The sequence below is a fragment of the Hydrogenophaga sp. BPS33 genome (genome assembly GCF_009859475.1).
In the GTDB taxonomy this organism is placed as follows: domain Bacteria; phylum Pseudomonadota; class Gammaproteobacteria; order Burkholderiales; family Burkholderiaceae_C; genus Hydrogenophaga.
The window spans coordinates 3,580,481-3,598,558 of the sequence record NZ_CP044549.1 but is presented as its reverse complement, the minus strand read 5'-3'; the positions used below and the strand labels follow the sequence as shown (position 1 = coordinate 3,598,558).

At 59.2% G+C, this 18,078-nt stretch carries 23 protein-coding genes; 16 read left to right on the top strand and 7 right to left on the bottom strand.

What is annotated here, in order from left to right; translation table 11 throughout:
- The first annotated feature begins 10 nt into the window (after window positions 1–10).
- The 3 genes from ccoG to F9K07_RS16730 are packed head-to-tail and all read left to right on the top strand — an operon-like array spanning window position 11 to window position 1,987.
- A complete protein-coding gene (gene ccoG, locus F9K07_RS16740) occupies window positions 11–1,441 on the top strand; it encodes a cytochrome c oxidase accessory protein CcoG (protein ID WP_159594510.1) in 1,431 nt (476 codons plus the stop codon).
- A gap of 29 nt (window positions 1,442–1,470) precedes the next feature.
- Window positions 1,471–1,764, top strand: a complete 294-nt coding sequence (locus F9K07_RS16735) for a nitrogen fixation protein FixH (RefSeq protein WP_159594509.1) — start codon at window positions 1,471–1,473, stop codon at window positions 1,762–1,764.
- 1 nt (window position 1,765) lies between these two features.
- Complete coding sequence (locus F9K07_RS16730; protein ID WP_159594508.1) at window positions 1,766–1,987, top strand: hypothetical protein; 222 nt, start codon at window positions 1,766–1,768, stop codon at window positions 1,985–1,987.
- An 84-nt stretch (window positions 1,988–2,071) separates the two neighbouring features.
- Here F9K07_RS16730 and fnr read toward each other — a convergent pair whose 3' ends face one another.
- Entirely contained in the window at window positions 2,072–2,791 is a 720-nt protein-coding gene (gene fnr / locus F9K07_RS16725; RefSeq protein WP_159594507.1) for a fumarate/nitrate reduction transcriptional regulator Fnr, read from the bottom strand.
- A gap of 120 nt (window positions 2,792–2,911) precedes the next feature.
- Between fnr and hemN the strand changes: the two genes are divergently transcribed.
- Window positions 2,912–4,291, top strand: coding sequence for an oxygen-independent coproporphyrinogen III oxidase (hemN, locus tag F9K07_RS16720; RefSeq protein WP_236581289.1), 1,380 nt, complete (start codon window positions 2,912–2,914; stop codon window positions 4,289–4,291).
- Between the two features lie 21 nt (window positions 4,292–4,312).
- Window positions 4,313–4,984, top strand: coding sequence for a sulfite exporter TauE/SafE family protein (locus F9K07_RS16715; RefSeq protein WP_159594505.1), 672 nt, complete (start codon window positions 4,313–4,315; stop codon window positions 4,982–4,984).
- Here F9K07_RS16715 and F9K07_RS16710 read toward each other — a convergent pair.
- On the bottom strand, window positions 4,981–5,904 hold the full coding sequence (locus F9K07_RS16710; protein WP_159594504.1) for a DMT family transporter: 924 nt from the start codon (window positions 5,902–5,904) through the stop codon (window positions 4,981–4,983). The two genes, F9K07_RS16715 and F9K07_RS16710, sit on opposite strands and share 4 nt — an antisense overlap.
- Window positions 5,905–6,221: 317 nt before the next feature.
- On the opposite strand from F9K07_RS16710, the gene aceA reads away from it, so the two are divergent.
- Window positions 6,222–7,553 (top strand): isocitrate lyase, encoded by a 1,332-nt coding sequence (gene aceA, locus F9K07_RS16705; RefSeq protein WP_159594503.1) that lies wholly within the window; start codon window positions 6,222–6,224, stop codon window positions 7,551–7,553.
- A 92-nt stretch (window positions 7,554–7,645) separates the two neighbouring features.
- Here aceA and F9K07_RS16700 read toward each other — a convergent pair whose 3' ends face one another.
- Window positions 7,646–9,160 carry a hypothetical protein gene (locus F9K07_RS16700; RefSeq protein WP_159594502.1) on the bottom strand — a complete coding sequence of 505 codons (1,515 nt, stop codon included), beginning with the start codon at window positions 9,158–9,160 and terminating at the stop codon, window positions 7,646–7,648.
- A 217-nt stretch (window positions 9,161–9,377) separates the two neighbouring features.
- Here F9K07_RS16700 and F9K07_RS16695 point away from each other — a divergent pair, with 217 nt between their 5' ends.
- Entirely contained in the window at window positions 9,378–10,241 is an 864-nt protein-coding gene (locus tag F9K07_RS16695) for a ComEC/Rec2 family competence protein (RefSeq protein WP_159594501.1), read from the top strand.
- A 49-nt stretch (window positions 10,242–10,290) separates the two neighbouring features.
- Window positions 10,291–10,884, top strand: coding sequence for a hypothetical protein (locus tag F9K07_RS16690; RefSeq protein ID WP_159594500.1), 594 nt, complete (start codon window positions 10,291–10,293; stop codon window positions 10,882–10,884).
- Window positions 10,885–10,981: 97 nt separating this feature from the next.
- On the opposite strand, the gene F9K07_RS16685 is transcribed toward F9K07_RS16690, so the two are convergent.
- The 4 genes from F9K07_RS16685 to F9K07_RS16670 all read right to left on the bottom strand — a co-directional run bounded on the left by F9K07_RS16685 (window position 10,982) and on the right by F9K07_RS16670 (window position 12,251).
- Window positions 10,982–11,188, bottom strand: a complete 207-nt coding sequence (locus F9K07_RS16685) for a hypothetical protein (protein WP_159594499.1) — start codon at window positions 11,186–11,188, stop codon at window positions 10,982–10,984.
- A gap of 85 nt (window positions 11,189–11,273) precedes the next feature.
- Window positions 11,274–11,543, bottom strand: coding sequence for a hypothetical protein (locus tag F9K07_RS16680; protein WP_159594498.1), 270 nt, complete (start codon window positions 11,541–11,543; stop codon window positions 11,274–11,276).
- A 180-nt stretch (window positions 11,544–11,723) separates the two neighbouring features.
- Window positions 11,724–11,897, bottom strand: a complete 174-nt coding sequence (locus F9K07_RS32300) for a helix-turn-helix domain-containing protein (protein WP_159594497.1) — start codon at window positions 11,895–11,897, stop codon at window positions 11,724–11,726.
- 27 nt (window positions 11,898–11,924) lie between these two features.
- Window positions 11,925–12,251, bottom strand: a complete 327-nt coding sequence (locus F9K07_RS16670) for a helix-turn-helix domain-containing protein (RefSeq protein ID WP_159594496.1) — start codon at window positions 12,249–12,251, stop codon at window positions 11,925–11,927.
- A gap of 123 nt (window positions 12,252–12,374) precedes the next feature.
- Here F9K07_RS16670 and F9K07_RS16665 point away from each other — a divergent pair, with 123 nt between their 5' ends.
- The 8 genes from F9K07_RS16665 to F9K07_RS16630 all read left to right on the top strand — a co-directional run bounded on the left by F9K07_RS16665 (window position 12,375) and on the right by F9K07_RS16630 (window position 18,053).
- Entirely contained in the window at window positions 12,375–12,770 is a 396-nt protein-coding gene (locus tag F9K07_RS16665) for a hypothetical protein (RefSeq protein WP_159594495.1), read from the top strand.
- A 77-nt stretch (window positions 12,771–12,847) separates the two neighbouring features.
- On the top strand, window positions 12,848–13,015 hold the full coding sequence (locus F9K07_RS16660; RefSeq protein WP_159594494.1) for a hypothetical protein: 168 nt from the start codon (window positions 12,848–12,850) through the stop codon (window positions 13,013–13,015).
- An 86-nt stretch (window positions 13,016–13,101) separates the two neighbouring features.
- On the top strand, window positions 13,102–13,455 hold the full coding sequence (locus tag F9K07_RS16655) for a hypothetical protein (protein ID WP_159594493.1): 354 nt from the start codon (window positions 13,102–13,104) through the stop codon (window positions 13,453–13,455).
- A gap of 66 nt (window positions 13,456–13,521) precedes the next feature.
- Window positions 13,522–13,707 (top strand): hypothetical protein, encoded by a 186-nt coding sequence (locus F9K07_RS16650; protein ID WP_159594492.1) that lies wholly within the window; start codon window positions 13,522–13,524, stop codon window positions 13,705–13,707.
- Window positions 13,708–13,736: 29 nt separating this feature from the next.
- Window positions 13,737–14,180, top strand: a complete 444-nt coding sequence (locus F9K07_RS16645; RefSeq protein ID WP_159594491.1) for a hypothetical protein — start codon at window positions 13,737–13,739, stop codon at window positions 14,178–14,180.
- Window positions 14,177–14,347, top strand: coding sequence for a hypothetical protein (locus F9K07_RS16640; RefSeq protein WP_159594490.1), 171 nt, complete (start codon window positions 14,177–14,179; stop codon window positions 14,345–14,347). The genes F9K07_RS16645 and F9K07_RS16640 overlap by 4 nt, the downstream gene beginning before the upstream one ends.
- A 746-nt stretch (window positions 14,348–15,093) precedes the next feature.
- Window positions 15,094–16,425: a VapE domain-containing protein gene (locus tag F9K07_RS16635; RefSeq protein WP_159594489.1), complete on the top strand. Its 1,332-nt coding sequence runs from the start codon at window positions 15,094–15,096 to the stop codon at window positions 16,423–16,425.
- A 443-nt stretch (window positions 16,426–16,868) separates the two neighbouring features.
- A complete protein-coding gene (locus tag F9K07_RS16630) occupies window positions 16,869–18,053 on the top strand; it encodes a site-specific integrase (RefSeq protein WP_159594488.1) in 1,185 nt (394 codons plus the stop codon).
- The last annotated feature ends 25 nt before the right edge of the window (window positions 18,054–18,078 follow it).

The window sequence follows — 18,078 nt, the reverse complement described above, 5'->3', positions numbered from 1 at the left end:
AGAATCCTTCATGACCGATCGAAAAGCCACCATTCCCATCGTCGCAGTGCCCGCCGACGACGAGGTGATGGTGTCCCTGTACGCCGCGCGCGAGAAGATCCAGCCGCGCTCGGTCTCGGGCCTGTTCTCGCGCTGGCGCTGGATCATGGTCTGGCTCACGCAGATCGTGTTCTATGGTCTGCCCTGGTTGCAGTGGCACGCCCGCCAGGCCGTGCTGTTCGATCTGGAGGCGCGCCGCTTCTACATCTTCAACCTCGTCCTGTACCCGCAGGACTTCATCTACCTCACCGGCCTGCTCGTCATCTCGGCGCTGGCGCTGTTTTTGTTCACCGCCGTGGCCGGGCGTCTGTGGTGCGGCTTTGCCTGTCCGCAGACGGTCTACACCGAAATTTTTCTGTGGATCGAGAAGCGGGTGGAGGGCGACCGCAGCGCGCGCCTGAAGCTCGACCGTGCGGGCCTCTCGGCCGAGAAGCTGGCCAAGCGCTCGCTCAAGCACGCGCTGTGGCTGGTGTTCTCGCTGTGGACCGGCTTTACCTTCGTGGGCTACTTCACGCCCATCCGCGAACTGGGCGCGCTCTCCATGGCCGCCGCGCTCGGGCCCTGGCAGTGGTTCTGGATCTTCTTCTACGGCCTGGCCACCTACGGCAACGCCGGCTTCCTGCGCGAGCAGGTGTGCAAGTACATGTGCCCCTACGCGCGCTTCCAGAGCGCGATGTTCGACCGCGACACCATGATCGTCACCTACGACGAGCAACGCGGCGAGCCGCGCGGCGCGCGCTCGAAGAAGGCCGACCCCACGGCGCTGGGCCTGGGTGCCTGCGTGGATTGCACGCTGTGCGTGCAGGTGTGCCCGACCGGCATTGACATCCGCAACGGCCTGCAATACGAATGCATCGGCTGCGCTGCCTGCATTGACGTGTGCGACACCGTGATGGACAAGGTGGGCTACCCGCGCGGGCTGATCCGCTTCTCCACGCAGAACGGCATTGAGCAAGGCTGGGGCACGCGCCAGATGCTGCGCCGGGCGTTGCGCCCCCGCGTGCTGGTCTACACGGCCATTCTGGGTGTCATCACGATCGCGGTGGGCCTGAGCCTGTTCCTGCGCACGCCGCTCAAGGTCGACGTGATACGCGACCGGGGGGCGCTCGCGCGCATGGTGGAAGAGGGCCGGATCGAGAACGTGTTCCGCCTGCAGATCATGAACGCCACCGAATTGCCGCAGCGCTATGCCATCCAGGTCTCGGGCCTGCCCGGCATCGCGCTGGACACGCCGGCCGAGGTCGAGGTGCTGTCGACCGAAGTGCGCGCCGTGGCCGTGCGCGTGCAGATCCCGCCGGACGCGGCCAGCAGCGGATCGCATCCGATCCGCTTCGACATCCGCGCCACAGGCGACGAGGGCATCCACGTGTCCGAAAAGGCCGTGTTCCTCGTGCCGCGTTGAACTTGTTTTCCGTCTTTGAAGGAGCTCGCGTGAACCCATCGTCCTCTCCCACCGTCCAGATACCGAGCGTGGCTTGGTGGCGCGTGCCGCAAATGTGGCTGGTGGTAGGTGGCCCGCTGATCGTGGTGCTGGCCAGTCTCGTCATGGTCTACATTGCCGTGACCCATGCCGACCCGGTGCTCGACAAAACCGCTTTCGAGCGCGACCGCGCGGCGGCTTCCGTGCTGCAAGGCCAGGCGCGTGACGAAGCCCTGATCCAGCTGCAGCCCGCCCACCAGGCGCGCAACCACGCGGCCTCGCCCGTCGTGCCGCAGGAGCGATGAAATGAACGTGCGCCAATGGATGGGCATCGCCTGGCCCACCTTCCTCACTGCCGCATTGCTGGAGATGCTGGTGTTCGCGATGGTCGACCCGGGCGACCTGCACTGGCTCGGCGGCCAGCCGCTCGAAGGCTCGCGCCAGATGGTCTACACCGTGGCGTTCTTCGTGTTCTGGGCGGTGACGGCGCTCTCGGGCGCGCTCAGCGTGTGGCTGGCGCGAGACTGAAATGGAGAAGGGACGCGATCCGCCGCCGGGCCGCCCCAAGGCGGATCAGCCCCCTTGGGGGGGGCAGCGACCCGCGAAGCGACATCATCCACAGGGCTGCGGGTTCACGATGCGGCGCAGGCCGTCCGTGTCCTTGATGCGCACGTAGCGCTGCTTGACGTCAATGATGCCGTCGTCGACGAACTTCGAGAACGTTCGACTGACCGTCTCCAGCTTCATGCCCAGGTAGCTGCCGATCTCCTCGCGCGTCATGCGCAGCACCAGCTCCGACTGCGAGAACCCCCGCGCGTGCAGCCGTTGCACCAGGTTCAGCAGGAATGCCGCCAGCCGCTCTTCTGCGCGCATGCTGCCCAGCAGCAGCATCACGCCGTGGTCGCGCACGATCTCGCGGCTCATGATCTTGTGCACGTGGTGCTGCAGCGTGGTGAATTCGCGTGAAAGCTCTTCCACCTGGTCGAACGGCATGATGCAGACCTCGGCATCCTCCAGCGCCACCGCGTTGCACGAGTGGTGGTCGTTCACGATGCCGTCCAAGCCGATGATCTCGCCCGTCATCTGGAAGCCGGTCACCTGGTCGCGGCCATCGGCGGTGGTGACGCATGTCTTGAAAAACCCTGAACGCACCGCGTAGAGCGACGTGAACTTGTCGCCCACGTTGAAGAGCGCGGCGCCGCGCGGGATGCGGCGGCGCTTGGAGACGATGGCGTCGAGCTTGTCCATTTCCCCCGGGTTGAGTCCCATGGGCAGGCACAGCTCCCGCAGGTTGCAACTCGAGCAGGCGACTTTGATGCTTTGGGCGTCCATAGGGCGAAGCATACCCCCGTAAGCATTGGGGGCGAAATGCGATCTGGGCACTTGTTGACCGAGATCAAGGGGCGGCAGCCCAGTCTGCCGCACAGTGAGGGCCTTGATGGAGATTTCATTTTGAGCCACGCCATTTCCGAGGAGCTGTTGCGCCGGTTCGACGTTCCCGGCCCGCGCTACACCTCGTACCCCACCGCCGACCGGTTTGTCGAGGCGTTCACCGAGAGCGACTACGTCCAGGCGCTGGAGCAGCGCCGGGCCGGTTCGATGGCGCTGCCGCTGTCGCTCTACGTGCACATTCCGTTTTGCGAGTCGGTCTGCTACTACTGCGCCTGCAACAAGGTCATCACCAAACACCATTCGCGCGCGACCGAGTACCTGCGCTACCTGGCGCGTGAAGTGGAGCTGCAGGTGGCGCACATCGGCAAAGGCCAGAACGTCTCGCAACTTCACCTGGGCGGAGGCACCCCCACCTTCCTGTCAGACGCCGAACTCGGCGACCTCATGACCATGCTGCGGCGTCACTTCACGCTGGTGCCGGGCGGCGAGTACTCGGTGGAGGTGGACCCGCGCACGGTCACGGAAGAACGTCTCGAGACCCTGGCGCGCCTGGGCTTCAACCGCCTGAGCTTTGGCGTGCAGGACTTCGACCCGGCCGTGCAGAAAGCTGTGCACCGGGTGCAGCCGGCCGAGCAGGTGTTCGCGCTGGTGGCGGCCGCGCGGCGCATCGGCTTCGAGTCGGTGAACGTGGACCTGATCTACGGCCTGCCGCTGCAAACGCCGGAGTCCTTCGCGCGCACGCTGGCGCAGGTGAACACGCTGCGGCCCGACCGCATCGCGCTCTACGGGTATGCCCACTTGCCCGCGCGCTTCAAGCCGCAGCGGCGCATTTCCGCCGTGGAGCTGCCCAGCCCGAGCGACAAGCTCGGCATGCTGGCCCTCTCGCTCGACGCGCTGATGGACGCGGGCTACGTCTATGTGGGCATGGACCATTTCGCCTTGCCCAACGATGCGTTGGCCGTGGCCAAACGCCAAGGCCGCCTGCACCGCAACTTCCAGGGCTACAGCACCCAGCCCGACTGCGACCTGATCGCGCTGGGTGTCTCTGCCATCGGCCGCATCGGCGCCACCTACAGCCAGAACGCCAAGACGCTGGACGAATACCGCGACCTGCTCGACCAGGGCCGCCTGCCCGTGGTGCGCGGCCTGGCCCTCACGCGCGACGACCTGCTGCGGCGCGCGGTCATCATGGCCTTGATGTGCCAGGGCGAGGTGCAGTTCGAGTCGATCGAACTCGGGCATCTGATCGATTTCAAGCGCTATTTCGCTCGCGAGATGGACGCCCTGAAAACGCTGGCCGACGAGGGCCTGATCCGCCTGGACGACGCGAGCGTGCAGGTGACCGAGACCGGCTGGTTCCTGGTGCGCGCCATTGCCATGGTGTTCGACCGCCACTTGCAGGCAGATCGTGACCGGGCGCGTTTCTCCCGCATCATCTGACCCGCGCGAACGCGTCCGAGCATGCAAACCTCGATGGCGATCACCGCGTTGTTCATGGGCCTGGTGGGCGGCCCGCATTGCGTGGCCATGTGCGGTGCCGCGTGCGCGGGCGTGGGCCGAGCGGCGGGGGCGCGCAGCACGCAAGCCTTGCTGAGTTTCCAGCTCAGCCGCATCGCCGGCTACGCGCTGTTCGGCGCCTTTGCCGCGGGCTCGGTGCAGGGGCTGGCGTGGCTGGGCACGAACACCGCGGTGCTGCGTCCGGTGTGGACCATGTTCCATGTGGGGGCGCTGCTGCTGGGCATGGCGTTGCTGTGGCGTGCGCGCCAGCCCGCCTGGATCGAGAACCTGGGGCAGGCCGTGTGGCGCAAGGCCAGGCCCACGATGGCCGCGCTGGGGCCGCGCGCGCCGTTCGTGCTGGGCCTGGGGTGGGCGCTCATGCCCTGCGGCCTGTTGTACTCCGCCTTGCTGGTGGCGTCGTTGACGGCCCACGCGTTCGAGGGCGCGGCCGTCATGGCACTGTTCGCGCTCGGCACCTCGGTGTCGCTGCTGGCCGGGCCGTGGTTGCTGCTGCGCTTGCGTGGCGCGCGCTCCGGTGGCTGGGGTATCCGGCTCGCCGGATTGGCGTTGATGGCGACCTCGGGCTGGGCACTCTGGATGGGCGTCGCGCATCCATCCGGTTTGTGGTGCGCTTAGCCTGACGTGCGTTCAGGCAGGGTCGCCAACACCAGACCCAACAGCGCGATGCCGAACGCGACACCCTGCATGCCTGTGAGCCGTTCGCCCATGAACAACACCCCGATCGCTGCGGCGCTGATCGGCAGCATTACCGTGAAAACGCCCGCCTGCGAAGCCGGCACCGCCTTGAGACCCGTCATCCAGAGCCATACCGTCCACACGCTCGCGGCCAGCGCGTAGAACACCAGCAAGGCCCAGACGGGCAGGGCGACCGTGGAGAAATCGAACGACCAGGCGGCCCACAGGCCCAAGGGCGTCACCAGGGCGAATCCCCAGAGATTGATGATGGCCGAGATCCGCTTGGGTCCCAGGCCTTCGGTGAGCAGTTTCCCGATCACCACATAGGACGCTTCGCACACGACCGCCGCGAACACGAGCAGATTGCCCAGCAAGGCCTTATCCATGCCGAACGGCCCCGCCCGGTCGACCGCCGCGCCAGCGTCCACCTTCTGCAGCGAGAAGAGTCCGATGCCGATGGCCGCGCAGGCAATGCCGGCCGCGCTTCGCCACCCCAGGCGTTCGCGCAGGAACACCCAGCTCAGCGCGGCGACCACCGCGGGGATGGACGACATCACCACACCTGCCGCCACGGCGGTGGTCATGCTCACGCCGAACAGCATGCAAACGGAAAACAGGAAGTTGCCCAGGAACGATTCCAGAAACAACAGCACACGTGTGCGGCGCGACAGGGACGGCTCGTGCGCCGGCTTGCGCAGCCAGTTCCACATCGCCACGCCGCCGATGCCAAAGCGCAGCCAGGCGAGCAGGAACACCGGAAACACCAGCACCAGCGGTTTGGACAGTGCGACGTAGCTGCCGACCAGCGACATGCTCAAGGCCAGGCTGGCGTAGGCCCATCCACGGTTCGGGGAAGTCATGGCGATGTCATGGGAGTGCACTGAACTGGAGCGCATGATGCCCCAAGTGCTGTGTCATTTTTCAGAATGAGAGATTTTCTTTTCTCAATGTGAAATTACAGAATGTTGCGGCGCAAGAAATTTTCTCAATGTAAGAAAACGATTTTTGCATTGAGATATTTGTCGAAAATATCCTTTAAAAACAATGAGAAATTTTTTCTCTTATATAAGACATAAGAGCTTCTCATGGTCTTCTATAAGACTTAAAGTCTGTCCAACGGCATCGCCATTGCATGCAAGCTTGCCGGGCTGTTTCATCAACCTCAAGGAGTCTTCAAATGCCCCAATCCCTCACCGAGCAACTGAGCCGTCAGCAGCAGATCGATGCCCTGGAAAAAGACTGGGCGACCAACCCCCGGTGGAAAGGTGTGAAGCGTGGCTACAGCGCGGCCGACGTGGTGCGCCTGCGCGGCAGCATGCAAATCGAGCACACGCTGGCCAAGCGTGGCGCCGAAAAGCTGTGGGACAAGGTCAACGGCGGTGCCAAGAAGGGCTATGTGAACGCCTTCGGCGCGATCTCCGCCGGCCAGGCGATGCAACAGGCCAAGGCTGGCCTGGAAGCGGTGTACCTGTCGGGCTGGCAAGTGGCCGCCGATGGCAACACGTCTGAAACCATGTACCCGGACCAGTCGCTCTACGCCTACGACTCGGTCCCCACCATGGTCCGCCGCATCAACAACACCTTCAAGCGCGCCGACGAAATCCAATGGGGCCGTGGCATCGAGCCGGGCAGCGCTGAATTCATCGACTACTTCCTCCCCATCGTGGCCGACGCGGAAGCCGGTTTCGGCGGCGTGTTGAACGCCTTCGAACTGATGAAGAACATGATCGCCGCTGGCGCGGCAGGCGTGCACTTCGAAGACCAACTGGCCGCTGTGAAGAAGTGCGGCCACATGGGTGGCAAGGTGCTCGTGCCGACGCAAGAGGCCTGCGAAAAGCTGATCGCTGCCCGTTTTGCGGCCGACGTGATGGGCGTGTCCACCATCGTGCTGGCCCGCACCGATGCGGAAGCCGCCAACCTGATCACCAGCGACCACGACGCCAACGACAAGCCTTTCCTGACCGGTGAGCGCACGCAAGAAGGCTTCTACCGCGTGAAGAACGGCCTGGAGCAGGCCATCAGCCGCGGCGTTGCCTACGCGCCATATGCCGACCTAGTGTGGTGCGAAACCGGCGTGCCCGACATCGGCTTCGCCCGCGAGTTCGCCCAGGCGGTGCAGGCCGCGTGCCCGGGCAAGCTGCTGTCTTACAACTGCTCGCCGTCGTTCAACTGGAAGAAGAACCTCAACGACAAGCAGATCGCGTCGTTCCAGGAAGACCTGGCCGCGTTGGGCTACAAGTACCAGTTCATCACGCTGGCCGGCATCCACATCAACTGGTTCAACACCTTCCAGTTCGCCCATGCCTACGCACGCGGCGAAGGCATGAAGCACTACACGGAAATGGTGCAGGAACCCGAATTCGCCGCACGCGACAAGGGCTACACCTTCGTGTCGCACCAGCAGGAAGTGGGCGCGGGTTACTTCGACGACGTGACCACGGTGATCCAGGGTGGCTCGTCCAGCGTGAAGGCGCTGACGGGGTCGACCGAGGAAGAGCAGTTCCACTGAGCTGAATCCGCCTCACAGAGGAGACAGGGCCACCCTTCGGGGTGGCTTTTTTTTAGGGGGCATACTGAATAGGTATTTCGAGCCTCGGCAGGTCACGATTTACTGAAAGACACCCAGAGAGAGATGAGAGCTACAACTAGAGCCATCAGAGTTAGCCATTCCATGCGGCTCTGCGCTTTGACGCTCTCCCGCACGCTGACAATATTTGCCAATTGCGCAAAATGATCCCTTGTCAGACCCTCTTCCGAAATTGTGCGTGACGCTAGATATTTTGTGTGTTCGCAGAGAAGCTCAGCTAGTGGCTTTGATTTCTTCTCGTCCCACAAGGATGTTGCGGAAAATTTGGAGCACTGGAAGCTATATAGGCTCTTATCCTCAGTACGCATTTTTAGTTCCGATGCGATCAGAGGAGTGCCGATTGACATGTCAAAGAAACGCTGAATCTTCTCCAATGATTTAGCGCTGGTACGTTTGCGAACTTGATCTAGTTTAAGTGATGTTGTGCTTGTTTTTAGATTTTTTGACACTTCAACCAAAAACTCTATTGCAGCAAAATTGACCAGGATTTCATCAAGGTGCTCGTGGCAGAAATATGTGTATGCGTGAGGCTGATGGCCGCCCAAGTGTTTGATCTTATCTTCGGGGATTTTATCTGTATGCAGATTTGTGATTAAATGAAAGCGTTTGTCGTATTCCTTGCGATTTTCAACAATAAATTGCATGGCGGGGCAGTCTTCAAGAGTCCAAATGTTGAATGGAGTCGTTGCGCTAACGATAGAGCGCCAATCTCTAACGTGATCATTCTTCGAGTTGGGAAATAAGGACTGGTTTTTCGTTGTAATAAGTTCGGCTGTTATCACTCTTGAAATTGTGTTGGAGAAGTATCCAGGTGCATTTTTTGAAAACCAGTTAGATGCCAAATCTTGGAGTTGATTTCGCGTGTCGTCGATGGATTTTGATTTAATGTGTTCGGGTGATAGATGTTCGATGGCCCATCTTCTGCGAATTCGTCTATAGTGGCTTTTACGATCTAATTTAAGTTGGTTGTGATAGCTGCTTGCGAGCTCTTCTTTGAGCGAGAAGCCAATAAGCAGGCATGTGAGTGAGGGCGTTGGTTGAAACAATCTAACCAATAGATGATTTGCTTGTTTTGGTGGGTCTGCATAATTGTCTGCTGTGACATAATTTTGTCTTTGAGAGTTGGGGACGACAATTCCAACATTGTACCAACTGCCATCTCTACCATATGCGCGTTCATTCTGCAACCAAGCTATAGCGCTTTCCTTTTCGCTACGGCCCCACCCAGCTTGCCACTTGAATCTTTCAAGTGCGCGATATAGAGCGCCTATTTCTTGAGGGCCATACAACTCTAGCCCCCAAACCATTGGCGACCTTATTTCCTCATCGCCCGCAGGGCATGTCTCCCTGTTTAATTTCTCATCGCGTTTGAAATGGTAGTCTGCCTCTCCCGCGCTAAAGTGTGGATGGCGCATTAGATTGGGTGCAAGCCAATGCAGTTTCCATTTTATGCTGGAGGCAGCTTTACTTTGAGAAAGTTGCCTGATTCGCCTGCTTAGTACGTCAACAAGCTTGAGTTTACTGGGCATCATAGTTTCGTTCTTTCGCAAAGGCCACAGTGCCGTTTGGAGTTGGATTTAAGCCATGTGCGGCCTTGCGTGCGAATCAGAAGTTCGAGAACCGCACATTTGGTGTCTACGAAATATGACATACACTACCAGTAGTGTATCGAGAGTGGCCGCGCAGATGCAGCACTGTTGCGCCAAACGCATGTCGTTCTAGTTGATTTTGCATGGGGTCGATCAAATGAGCAATGAAATGGTGCTTCGCATTTGCGATGTCCGACACGGAGCGTGTGCGTTGATTGCACCCCGTACTAACGGCGTCGAGGGAAGGCTGGCCATGATCGATTCTGGATGCACTGAAGAGTGGACTCCTAGCAAGTTCATCAAGAACACGTTGAAGCGAAGTCGCCTGGACTACCTGTTCATCACGAACGCCGACCAAGATCATATGAGTGACCTCAATTCGCTCTGGGAAGAGGGTATTCATGTTGCGACTTTGACCCGCAATCGCAAGGTATCGGTGGAGGATCTTCGCCGGATCAAGATGGCCGGCGGTACTAGCAACGACATTGAGCGGTACTTAAGCATTCATGGGAGTTATACCAGTGCTGTGCCTGAACCGTTTAACGAGTACATGGGCGGCATCACGGTGAAATCATTTTCGAATGCCTATCCTCGTTTTCAAGATACTAACAACTTAAGTTTGGCAGTTTTTATAACATTTCGAGGATTCAAAATTCTCTTTCCGGGTGACCTCGAAAAGGCGGGATGGGAGGCAATGTTCGAACAGCCGGCTTTCTTGGAGGAATTGAAAGATATTGATGTGCTTGTAGCGTCTCATCATGGGCGTGAAAATGGCTACTATGCACCTTTGTTCAATGTGGCATGTCCAAGATTAGTCGTAATGTCAGATAAGGCAATAGCTCACGACACTCAGCGAATGGCGCAGACATATCGCGCTGAAGTTATTTCTAATCACCCAGATGGATTATTGGTGCGGTCAAACATGAAAAGGCGCCGAGTGTTGACGACGCGGCGAGATGGGCATATTATTTTCATCGTAGCGGAGAACGGAAGCTTCACTATCGATACTGAGTATCACTAAGATGGCTAACACACGTAGTAGTCACGTAAAGGCATGGAACCTACCATGGTTGGTAGCACTTGTCGCACTTGATATTCTTGTCTTGATTGGCATAGTTTTCCCAAGTGTTGTCGCTAACACATCATTGAGCCAAATTAGTGGAGTGCGGGTTGCATTGAATGCTCTCTTGCCTGTGCCAATTTTGATTCTGGCAGGTCTTCTGCCTGCAACACTTAAAGAAATGCTTGTTTTTTGGCGGATTAAGGATCATCTACCAGGCTGCAGAGCATTCACACGACACGGTCCTGCCGACCCCCGGATTGATATGGCATCGTTGCAGCAGAACGTGGGATCTTTCCCGAAGGTTCCCCGTGAACAGAACGAGTTGTGGTACAAGCTGTATCGAAGGGTGGATGCAAAGACCAGCGTGATCGATGCAAACCGGAGCTTTCTTCGTTTTCGCGAAATGGCTGGATTGTCATTCCTCCTTATGCTGCTCGTGCCGCTCGTTATGACATTCTCTGTGGTGTCAATCATTACGATTTTCCAGGCCTTTGGACTTTTTGCGGTGCAATATTTATTGACCAGCATTGCGGCAAGAAATAGCGGAGTCAGATTGGTTTGTTCAGTCCTCGCCGAGCATGCAATCAGGCGTGTGACGTGACTGTTCCCCCAGTATGCGTTGTGGGATCGCTAGTTTGGTACCTTTGGCCCACTTGGATTATGCGTGCGCCGTAATAGATCTCACATGCGCCTCATTCCTAGCTTCGCTGCGCTGCCAACAGTGGCATTCTTCGATTGATATACACCATCACATGCAAGACTTCCGCGACCATCGCCACGATGCCCACAGCCCAATGGATCAGGAAGAATGGTGTGATCGGCATCAGCAGCGACGACCAGAGCCAGACGCCCATGCCTGCCTGGTAGAACACCCCCGGGCAGCGCGCGCAACGCAGGCCCTTCATATACGAGCTGTTGGCGACGGACCAGATTGAATGTCCATGGTCCGAGCTGCGCGAGGGGCATGTACGTGCTTTAAACAGCATTGGGTCAGAAGGGGCGCCTAAGCAGGGCGATCTCAACAAGTCCTGCGAGCCCTCGCTGATGCAGATCTGCCACGACGCGCAGTCTGTCCGCAAAAGCCGCGTTGTTGGTCCTCATATCGTGCCCATGGGAGAAGTAGTCGCGCGCACTGCTGAACGTCACGCGCTCACGTGTCTCCTTGTCCGACCAATGATGCAGAGACCGGAGTTGCTCGACCGTCATGCCTGCGTTTTCAAGATAGTCGAGATCGGCAATCAGCTGATCAGTGCGATTCATCTGGCCTCCATTGAGCGGGACGGTGGCGCTGATGGTAGTTTGATTGGGTGTGGTGGGCCGCCGCACAACTGGCCGCAGGCGACGCGCAACCCCGGGCCATGGGGGTGGTCATGGCTGGGCCACGTTGGCGTCACCCGGGGCCAACCTGGGCACCCCCCGGGCACCCGGCCCGGACCGGCACTAACGCGGGGCCTGCACCCGCATGCGCCTCTCGATGTCCTTCAGCAGATCCGAGGGCGCGATGTCAAGTGCATCGCAGAGCTTGAAGATGAGACGCAGGCCCGGGGTATTCCGCCCTAGCTCGATCTCCGAGATGTGGCGTCGGTCCACGTCCGCCCGTGTGCGAGGCTGCATAAGTCCTCAGCGCGACGCGACCTCAAACTATCCGACCTGTTCCAGCCAAGAGGCAATCAGAGCTGTTCGCCGTTTGCCTTTCACGGCCTGCATCGCAAGCAGCAACTCGGCCACGTCGTTCTCCTCACAGTAGAGGTAGGCCAGCGGCACCTCCAATGCTTTCGCGATGTTGCGCGCAATGCCCAACTGGGGTTCATGGTTGCCCAACTCATAGCGGCTGATTCTTGCCCGGCTCGACGACTCGTCGATGCCTATCAGCACACCCAACTTTTCCTGCGACCAGCCCAAATCTTCACGGCGTGAGCGAATGCGCTTCCCGATGAGATTTGTGGTGTGAGCAGGCTCTGAACCCATGTCACGAGTCTCGTGACGTGGTGATAATCTGTCGTCACGAAAAACGTGACATTGATTGTCCCTTTGCGGATGGTCCGTCGCGGCCGCTCGCTGTCTTTCACTTCATCGATACCAAGGAGAACCATGAGTTTGTTTGTTCAATCCATTACCGCGCGAAAAATCATCGGCCAGTGCCTGTTGGCGGTAGTGGCTGTCTGTGGGGTGGTGCAGCACAGCGCGGCCCAGAACCCCAGCGAGGCTGAAAAGTTGAAAGCGGTCCGACCTGCCACAAGCAGCGAGAAGCTTCAAATCACTCAGGCGGTTCAGCGCTCTCTGATCGATCCTGACTCTGCTCGCTTCGGTGACGTCCTTGTTCTTCCCAATAAGCACGCGTGTGTTGCTGTCAATTCCAAGAATCGATTCGGCGGCTACACCGGCTTTCAGATGGCCTTTGTGTCGTTCCTGGAGGGCTCATGGCACTTCATGGCGACGAAGGACGTGGATTTCCCAAAGTGCGCGTCAATCATCGTGAGCCTCTAACTAACCCAAAGCCATCCCCACCCCGCGCCCCAGGAGAAATCCCGGGGCTTTTTTTTTGTCTGTATGAAAGGAAATCAATGATCTGGATATCCCTGCTGGCGATCCCCGCCGCGCTCGCCATGTTCCAGCTAGGTGCGGCCCTCGCCATGGCCTCGGTGCTGCGGCTGGCGGTCACGGTGCTGGTCGTCCTGCTGGCCGCTGTGCTGGTGTGGACCCTGCGTAGGAGACGCCGAAAAATTCAATAGTCGATCTCTGCAGTAACCCCCGATGGGTCCCTCGGTTCACTCCGTGGGGCCCTTTTTCATTTCACACAACAAACGGAGAACTACATATGCGCGTATTGCGTGATTCGGCCTCGATCCGAAGTGCCGGAGCAGACCCCGACGAACCATCACTGTCGGTGCTCATCGCGCGGCTAGTGGCGGACCTGGACGATGACGGCTGCGACCTCACGGAGATGGTGCGGCTGGTCATTGTCGAACCCGGCGATGCACTTGCCGCGATCGACGCCGAGTTGGGATTCCCGCTGCTGGAGCGCCCGCTGGACGTCATCGAGTCCCATAAGCATTGGATCGAGCTGACCATCGTATTGAGCGACGACGGATCGGGCGTGGTGGTGTACGTACCTGTGCGCCCCAACGTCGATCCCGATCTGCTTGCTCATTGTCGCGAGGCAATGTCATGAATGTCGCCCCCCGTCCCCCCACCCCCAACCGCCTCTCTGGCGGTTTTTTTACGTCCGGAGATTTGTATGCATGAGAGCCACCCCATCGTCGCCGACTTCGCCGCGCTGCTCGACGAGAACCTGCGTGAAGCGTGGGAGGAGAGGGCGGCCGTCATGCAGTTCGATGCCGGCATCCCCCGTGATCTGGCCGAGGCGCTCGCGCTGCTGCTGGTCATCCGTCAGTACCCCGCCGTCCTTGCGCGGCTCATTTGATCCACACCGCCAACCAATAGGAGCTATCCATGTCCAACGAAGAAATCACCATCGCAGAAGCACCGACCCTCGACGACCTCGTTCAGGTCCTGCGTGAGGGCCAATGTCCATCAGTATCCGGCCGCTCCGTGCTGACCTACCACCTGGGCCACATCGGAGAGCGCGAGCACTTCATCCGCATCCACGACAACACCGGGCGGGGCATGTTCGCGCGGGATTGGATCTTCGCCAAGGAGATTGATGGTGTGATCGCGGGCGATGGTCCGATCACGTCATCGGCTTTCCGCGAGCTGTACGCCGGTCGCTCCATCAACACGGGCGGCTTCCTCATGGCCGTGCTGCTGGGGCTCGGTGTGCTGGTGCCGATGCCGGAGGGCGCACGTGGCTATGCACGCAATCCCGACGTGCCGCTGGCCTCTGTGTTCACACCCACAACTGAGGCACCCAAGCGCAAGTCCCGGGGTGCGCAATGACGGGCGTGATCGGCGCTCTGCTGGCGGCTGCGCTGCTCTCGATGCTCTTCGCGAGTACGAGGGGGTTCGGCATTGTCTGCCTAGTTGCTGTCTGCTACCTCAAGCCAATCGTAGCGGCCTGCCTGATCGTGCTGGCCATCACCTTCGTTCTGTACCTATTCAAGTAGGGAGTCATCCATGTCATGCATCACCGACGCAGCAAGTTGGACCGGGCCGCCGCCGCTGACCAGCCAGACCGCGCGTGGGCCGCCGAATGTGACCGCCAGGGCCGCGCAGGTGCGAGCAATGGGGGTGGCCATGCCGGGGCGCCGACGGGGCCGCTATGGCCAAACCTGGGCAACCTCGGGCACCACCCGGGGCAGCGGCTCGGCTCGGGCAACCAGACGGGGGCACGGGGGGCAGCCTGACCAACTTTTCGAAAAGGGTTCCGGGGCCGGTTCTAAGTGCGGTCAATGATGACCACGCAAGGGCATCAGCTCCTGCGCTCTTGCCGGGGTCTGACGGGCAAGCAGCGTGGGGAAAAGCACGTATCTATAGTGGAGGAAATGCATTTCGTCCCTCTTTATTTCAATTGCAATGTGATGTATCGCTGGCGATAATCAAAAATGCTAATTTCTACAAAATTTGGTACTACTTATTGGTAAGTATCAATGGGGTGGTTTTTATGTTTTGGTGTCATAGTATTCAATGTGCAAGTTTGCGGCTATTTTCCCGTTATCAAATTAGGCAAATCGAGCTCGAATTTGTGCCGTTACATGTAGATGCATCTGCGCCCTGGCCCCATTTGGCCCCGCCCTAAACTAGCGGTCCTGAGTTACTCCTGATCAGAGTTTCTCAGACCAGCGGCTTCAGGCTTGAACGCTTGATGCTATTAATAAAGTTCTAATAAATACAAAAAAAAGGGAACACAACGATGACAAAGGAATACGAAGATACGGTAGTGAAAGCAACAAAGCGCGCAGGACGCAAGTCCTTCTTGCCAAGTCTGACCAGGGTTTTCCAGCCGCTGGACAAGGCCAGCTTTCCACACCAACCAGAGTTACCACATCACGCACTACCGGGCACGATCGAGAATCTCGCCCACATGCTCAAGGGTTACGGCATTTCGGTGTCAAACGACTTGATCACCAAGTCCACAGCGCTGTTCATGGACGGCGTAGCCAACACCGAAGGCATGCAGGAAGCCCTGCTGGCCACGGTCATTAGCCTGGCTCAGTTGAACAAGTTGCCGGCGGCGAACATCTCGGGCTATATCGAGGTGATGGCCAAAGACAACGAGACGAACTGTGCTGAGGAGTGGATGCGCTCCGAACCATGGGACGGCGTTGATCGGATGGCGGCCATTGCTGAAACCATCACTCCGGCGAAGAGCTACCCCAAGTTTCTGCGGGACATCCTGGTCGTGAAGTTTGTCTTGAGCGTTGCGGCCGCAGCGACTCAGACGAACTTCAGCGGTCGCGGTGTACTGACCATGCAGGGGCGGCAGGGCCTCGGCAAGACGAGCTGGTTCCGGGGCTTGGTGGACGATCCCGAGTTGCGCGAGCGACTAGTCAAGATCGACCATCATCTGGACGTACACAACAAGGACTCAAAGCTTGGTGCGATCAAGCATCTGATCGTCGAGCTGGGAGAACTGGACAGCACTATCGGGAAGGATTTCGCTCGATTGAAGGGCTTTTTGACGAGTGATCAGGACAAGATTCGGAAGCCGTATGCACGGACCGAATCGGAATATCGCAGGCGGACAGTGTTCTGTGCTTCTGTGAATGAGTACAACTTTTTGGAGGATTCAACGGGAAATTCAAGGTTCTGGACCATCGAGACCGAACACATCAACTACCAGCATGGCATCAACATGCAGCAGTTGTATGCGCAGGCTCTGGTGATGCTGGACGAGGGTGCAACGTGGTGGCTCAATCAAGAGGAGGAAGCACTCCTGGAGTACGAGAACCGCAAGCACCGCGCAGTTAGCGTGATTCGTGAGGCGTTCCTTGAAAAGGTCGATGTGGAGTGCAGCGATCGAAGTGGGTGTGAGGCTTTTACCTCCAGCGAAGTGCTCGTAAAGCTCGGCATCTCGTATCCCACCAATGGACAGGCCAAGGAGTGCGCCAGGCTGCTGAGAGAGTTCTTCGGCGGCAGTAAGAAGATCCGGGATCGTGAGCGGTGGCTAGTCCCGTTCAGGGCTCCGTCGGTTTATGGCGTAAGCGCACGTACCGAAAGGGAAGTGCCGGAAGTGGTGTTCTAAGTCAGTCAAGTCTCTGCAGAGATGCCAAAGGGAGTCCTCAAAAGGGTCTCCCTTTTTTTTGGTGTGAGCTCAACCGGGCGGTAGCACGGGGGGCAGAGAACACGACTTTCTATTGGCATGACCGCATGCAACGCTAACTCAGGGCGGAGGCACGGGTAGCAGAAACACGCGCAAAGACCTGCCTGGCGCTTCCGCCGCCACAGCTGGGCCGGCCAAGGTTGGCAAAGTTGCTTCCGTTGCCTCCCGTCCCCCCGACCGTTGGGTGTGTGGCCCGCCCAGAAGAAACCCATGTCTCAGAGCCGCTGCGAGCCCGCATCGGTTCACACAAATCAAGGAGATCCACCTAGTCTAACCAACCAATAGATCACCCAATCACAGGCCCTGCCTGCACTCGCTGCCGGTGGGGTTTTTTTTCGTCTGTACTTTTCTGAGGAGTCACCATCGTGCCCACCGTCACCCTGTCCACATCCATCGTCAACACCGCTACGTGCCCGGAGGGTCGCAGCAAGATCGACCTCTACGACACCGCCGTGCCGGGCTTCATCCTGGAGGTCCGTGCGTCGGGCGGCAAGACCTACCACCTGCGCTACCGCGACCAGTACGGCAAGCAGCGCCAGTACAAGATCGGCGATGCCGCGTCCATCAACTTCACCCGTGCACGCGACACAGCACAGCGGGTCCGCTCCCGCGTCGTCGGCGGCGATAGTCCCATGGATGAGCGCCGAGCACAGCGCACGGTTCCCACCCTGTCGGAGTTCATCCGCGACGTCTACATGCCGCACATACGCGCACATCGTCGCAACTACCAATCCACGGTGAGCTTCCTGAAGCATCACATCCTGCCGCGATTTGGCTCGCGTCGGCTGGACGAGATCACACCCAAGATGATCGGTGATGCTCATGATGAACTGAAGGCCCGCGGCTATGCACTCTCGACGGCCAATAAGATGCCGACCCTGTTCAAGATCTTCTACAACCTCGGTCGTCGAATGAAGGTGCAGGGGGCGTCGAACAACCCGGCTCAGTCACTGAAGCTGTTTCAGCTCAACAATGGCCGGGAGCGCTACCTGACCGCCGAGGAGGTCCAGCGGCTGCGCACGGTGCTGGAGGCGTGCCCCTACGAGCAGATGAGGGTCATTGTCCCGCTGCTGCTGATGCTGGGTTGCCGCAAGAGGGAACTGCTGGAGGCTCGCTGGGAGCACGTAGACCTTGAACGTCGGATGTGGCACATACCGATGTCGAAGTCGGGGAGGGCGCGCAATGTTCCCCTGTCGTCGGCGGCCGTCGATGTGCTCGCCTCATTGCCCCGATTCGATGGCTGCTCATACGTGGTACCGAACCCCTCAACCCTGAAGCCATGGGGCAATCTGCATCACCAATGGGATGCGATACGGAAGCGGGCCGGTCTGGATGGTGTGCGTATCCACGATCTGCGGCACAGCTTCGCGAGCAACCTGGTGAACTCCGGGCGGTCGATCTATGAGGTGGGGCGGCTGCTGGGACACACGCAGGTGAAGACGACTCAGCGGTATGCGCATCTCTCGGACACAGTGCTCATGTCGGCCATGGAGGAGGCGGCAAACGCGGTGGCATCTGTGTCGTGTGCAGAGACGCAGAAGGTAGCCTAGATCACACCCAGCTCGGCGACTACTG

Coding starts and splice junctions, on each gene's coding strand:
- F9K07_RS16685 (WP_159594499.1), bottom strand. CDS start 11,188: ATGAAGGGCCTGCGTTGCGCGCGCTGCCCGGGGGTGTTCTACCAGGCA.
- ccoG (WP_159594510.1), top strand. CDS start 11: ATGACCGATCGAAAAGCCACCATTCCCATCGTCGCAGTGCCCGCCGAC.
- fnr (WP_159594507.1), bottom strand. CDS start 2,791: ATGGACGCCCAAAGCATCAAAGTCGCCTGCTCGAGTTGCAACCTGCGG.
- F9K07_RS16715 (WP_159594505.1), top strand. CDS start 4,313: ATGCAAACCTCGATGGCGATCACCGCGTTGTTCATGGGCCTGGTGGGC.
- F9K07_RS32300 (WP_159594497.1), bottom strand. CDS start 11,897: ATGCAGCCTCGCACACGGGCGGACGTGGACCGACGCCACATCTCGGAG.
- F9K07_RS16640 (WP_159594490.1), top strand. CDS start 14,177: ATGACGGGCGTGATCGGCGCTCTGCTGGCGGCTGCGCTGCTCTCGATG.
- F9K07_RS16670 (WP_159594496.1), bottom strand. CDS start 12,251: ATGGGTTCAGAGCCTGCTCACACCACAAATCTCATCGGGAAGCGCATT.
- F9K07_RS16695 (WP_159594501.1), top strand. CDS start 9,378: ATGAGCAATGAAATGGTGCTTCGCATTTGCGATGTCCGACACGGAGCG.
- F9K07_RS16710 (WP_159594504.1), bottom strand. CDS start 5,904: ATGACTTCCCCGAACCGTGGATGGGCCTACGCCAGCCTGGCCTTGAGC.
- F9K07_RS16645 (WP_159594491.1), top strand. CDS start 13,737: ATGTCCAACGAAGAAATCACCATCGCAGAAGCACCGACCCTCGACGAC.
- F9K07_RS16730 (WP_159594508.1), top strand. CDS start 1,766: ATGAACGTGCGCCAATGGATGGGCATCGCCTGGCCCACCTTCCTCACT.
- aceA (WP_159594503.1), top strand. CDS start 6,222: ATGCCCCAATCCCTCACCGAGCAACTGAGCCGTCAGCAGCAGATCGAT.
- F9K07_RS16665 (WP_159594495.1), top strand. CDS start 12,375: ATGAGTTTGTTTGTTCAATCCATTACCGCGCGAAAAATCATCGGCCAG.
- F9K07_RS16700 (WP_159594502.1), bottom strand. CDS start 9,160: ATGCCCAGTAAACTCAAGCTTGTTGACGTACTAAGCAGGCGAATCAGG.
- F9K07_RS16635 (WP_159594489.1), top strand. CDS start 15,094: ATGACAAAGGAATACGAAGATACGGTAGTGAAAGCAACAAAGCGCGCA.
- F9K07_RS16650 (WP_159594492.1), top strand. CDS start 13,522: ATGCATGAGAGCCACCCCATCGTCGCCGACTTCGCCGCGCTGCTCGAC.
- F9K07_RS16660 (WP_159594494.1), top strand. CDS start 12,848: ATGATCTGGATATCCCTGCTGGCGATCCCCGCCGCGCTCGCCATGTTC.
- F9K07_RS16680 (WP_159594498.1), bottom strand. CDS start 11,543: ATGAATCGCACTGATCAGCTGATTGCCGATCTCGACTATCTTGAAAAC.
- F9K07_RS16655 (WP_159594493.1), top strand. CDS start 13,102: ATGCGCGTATTGCGTGATTCGGCCTCGATCCGAAGTGCCGGAGCAGAC.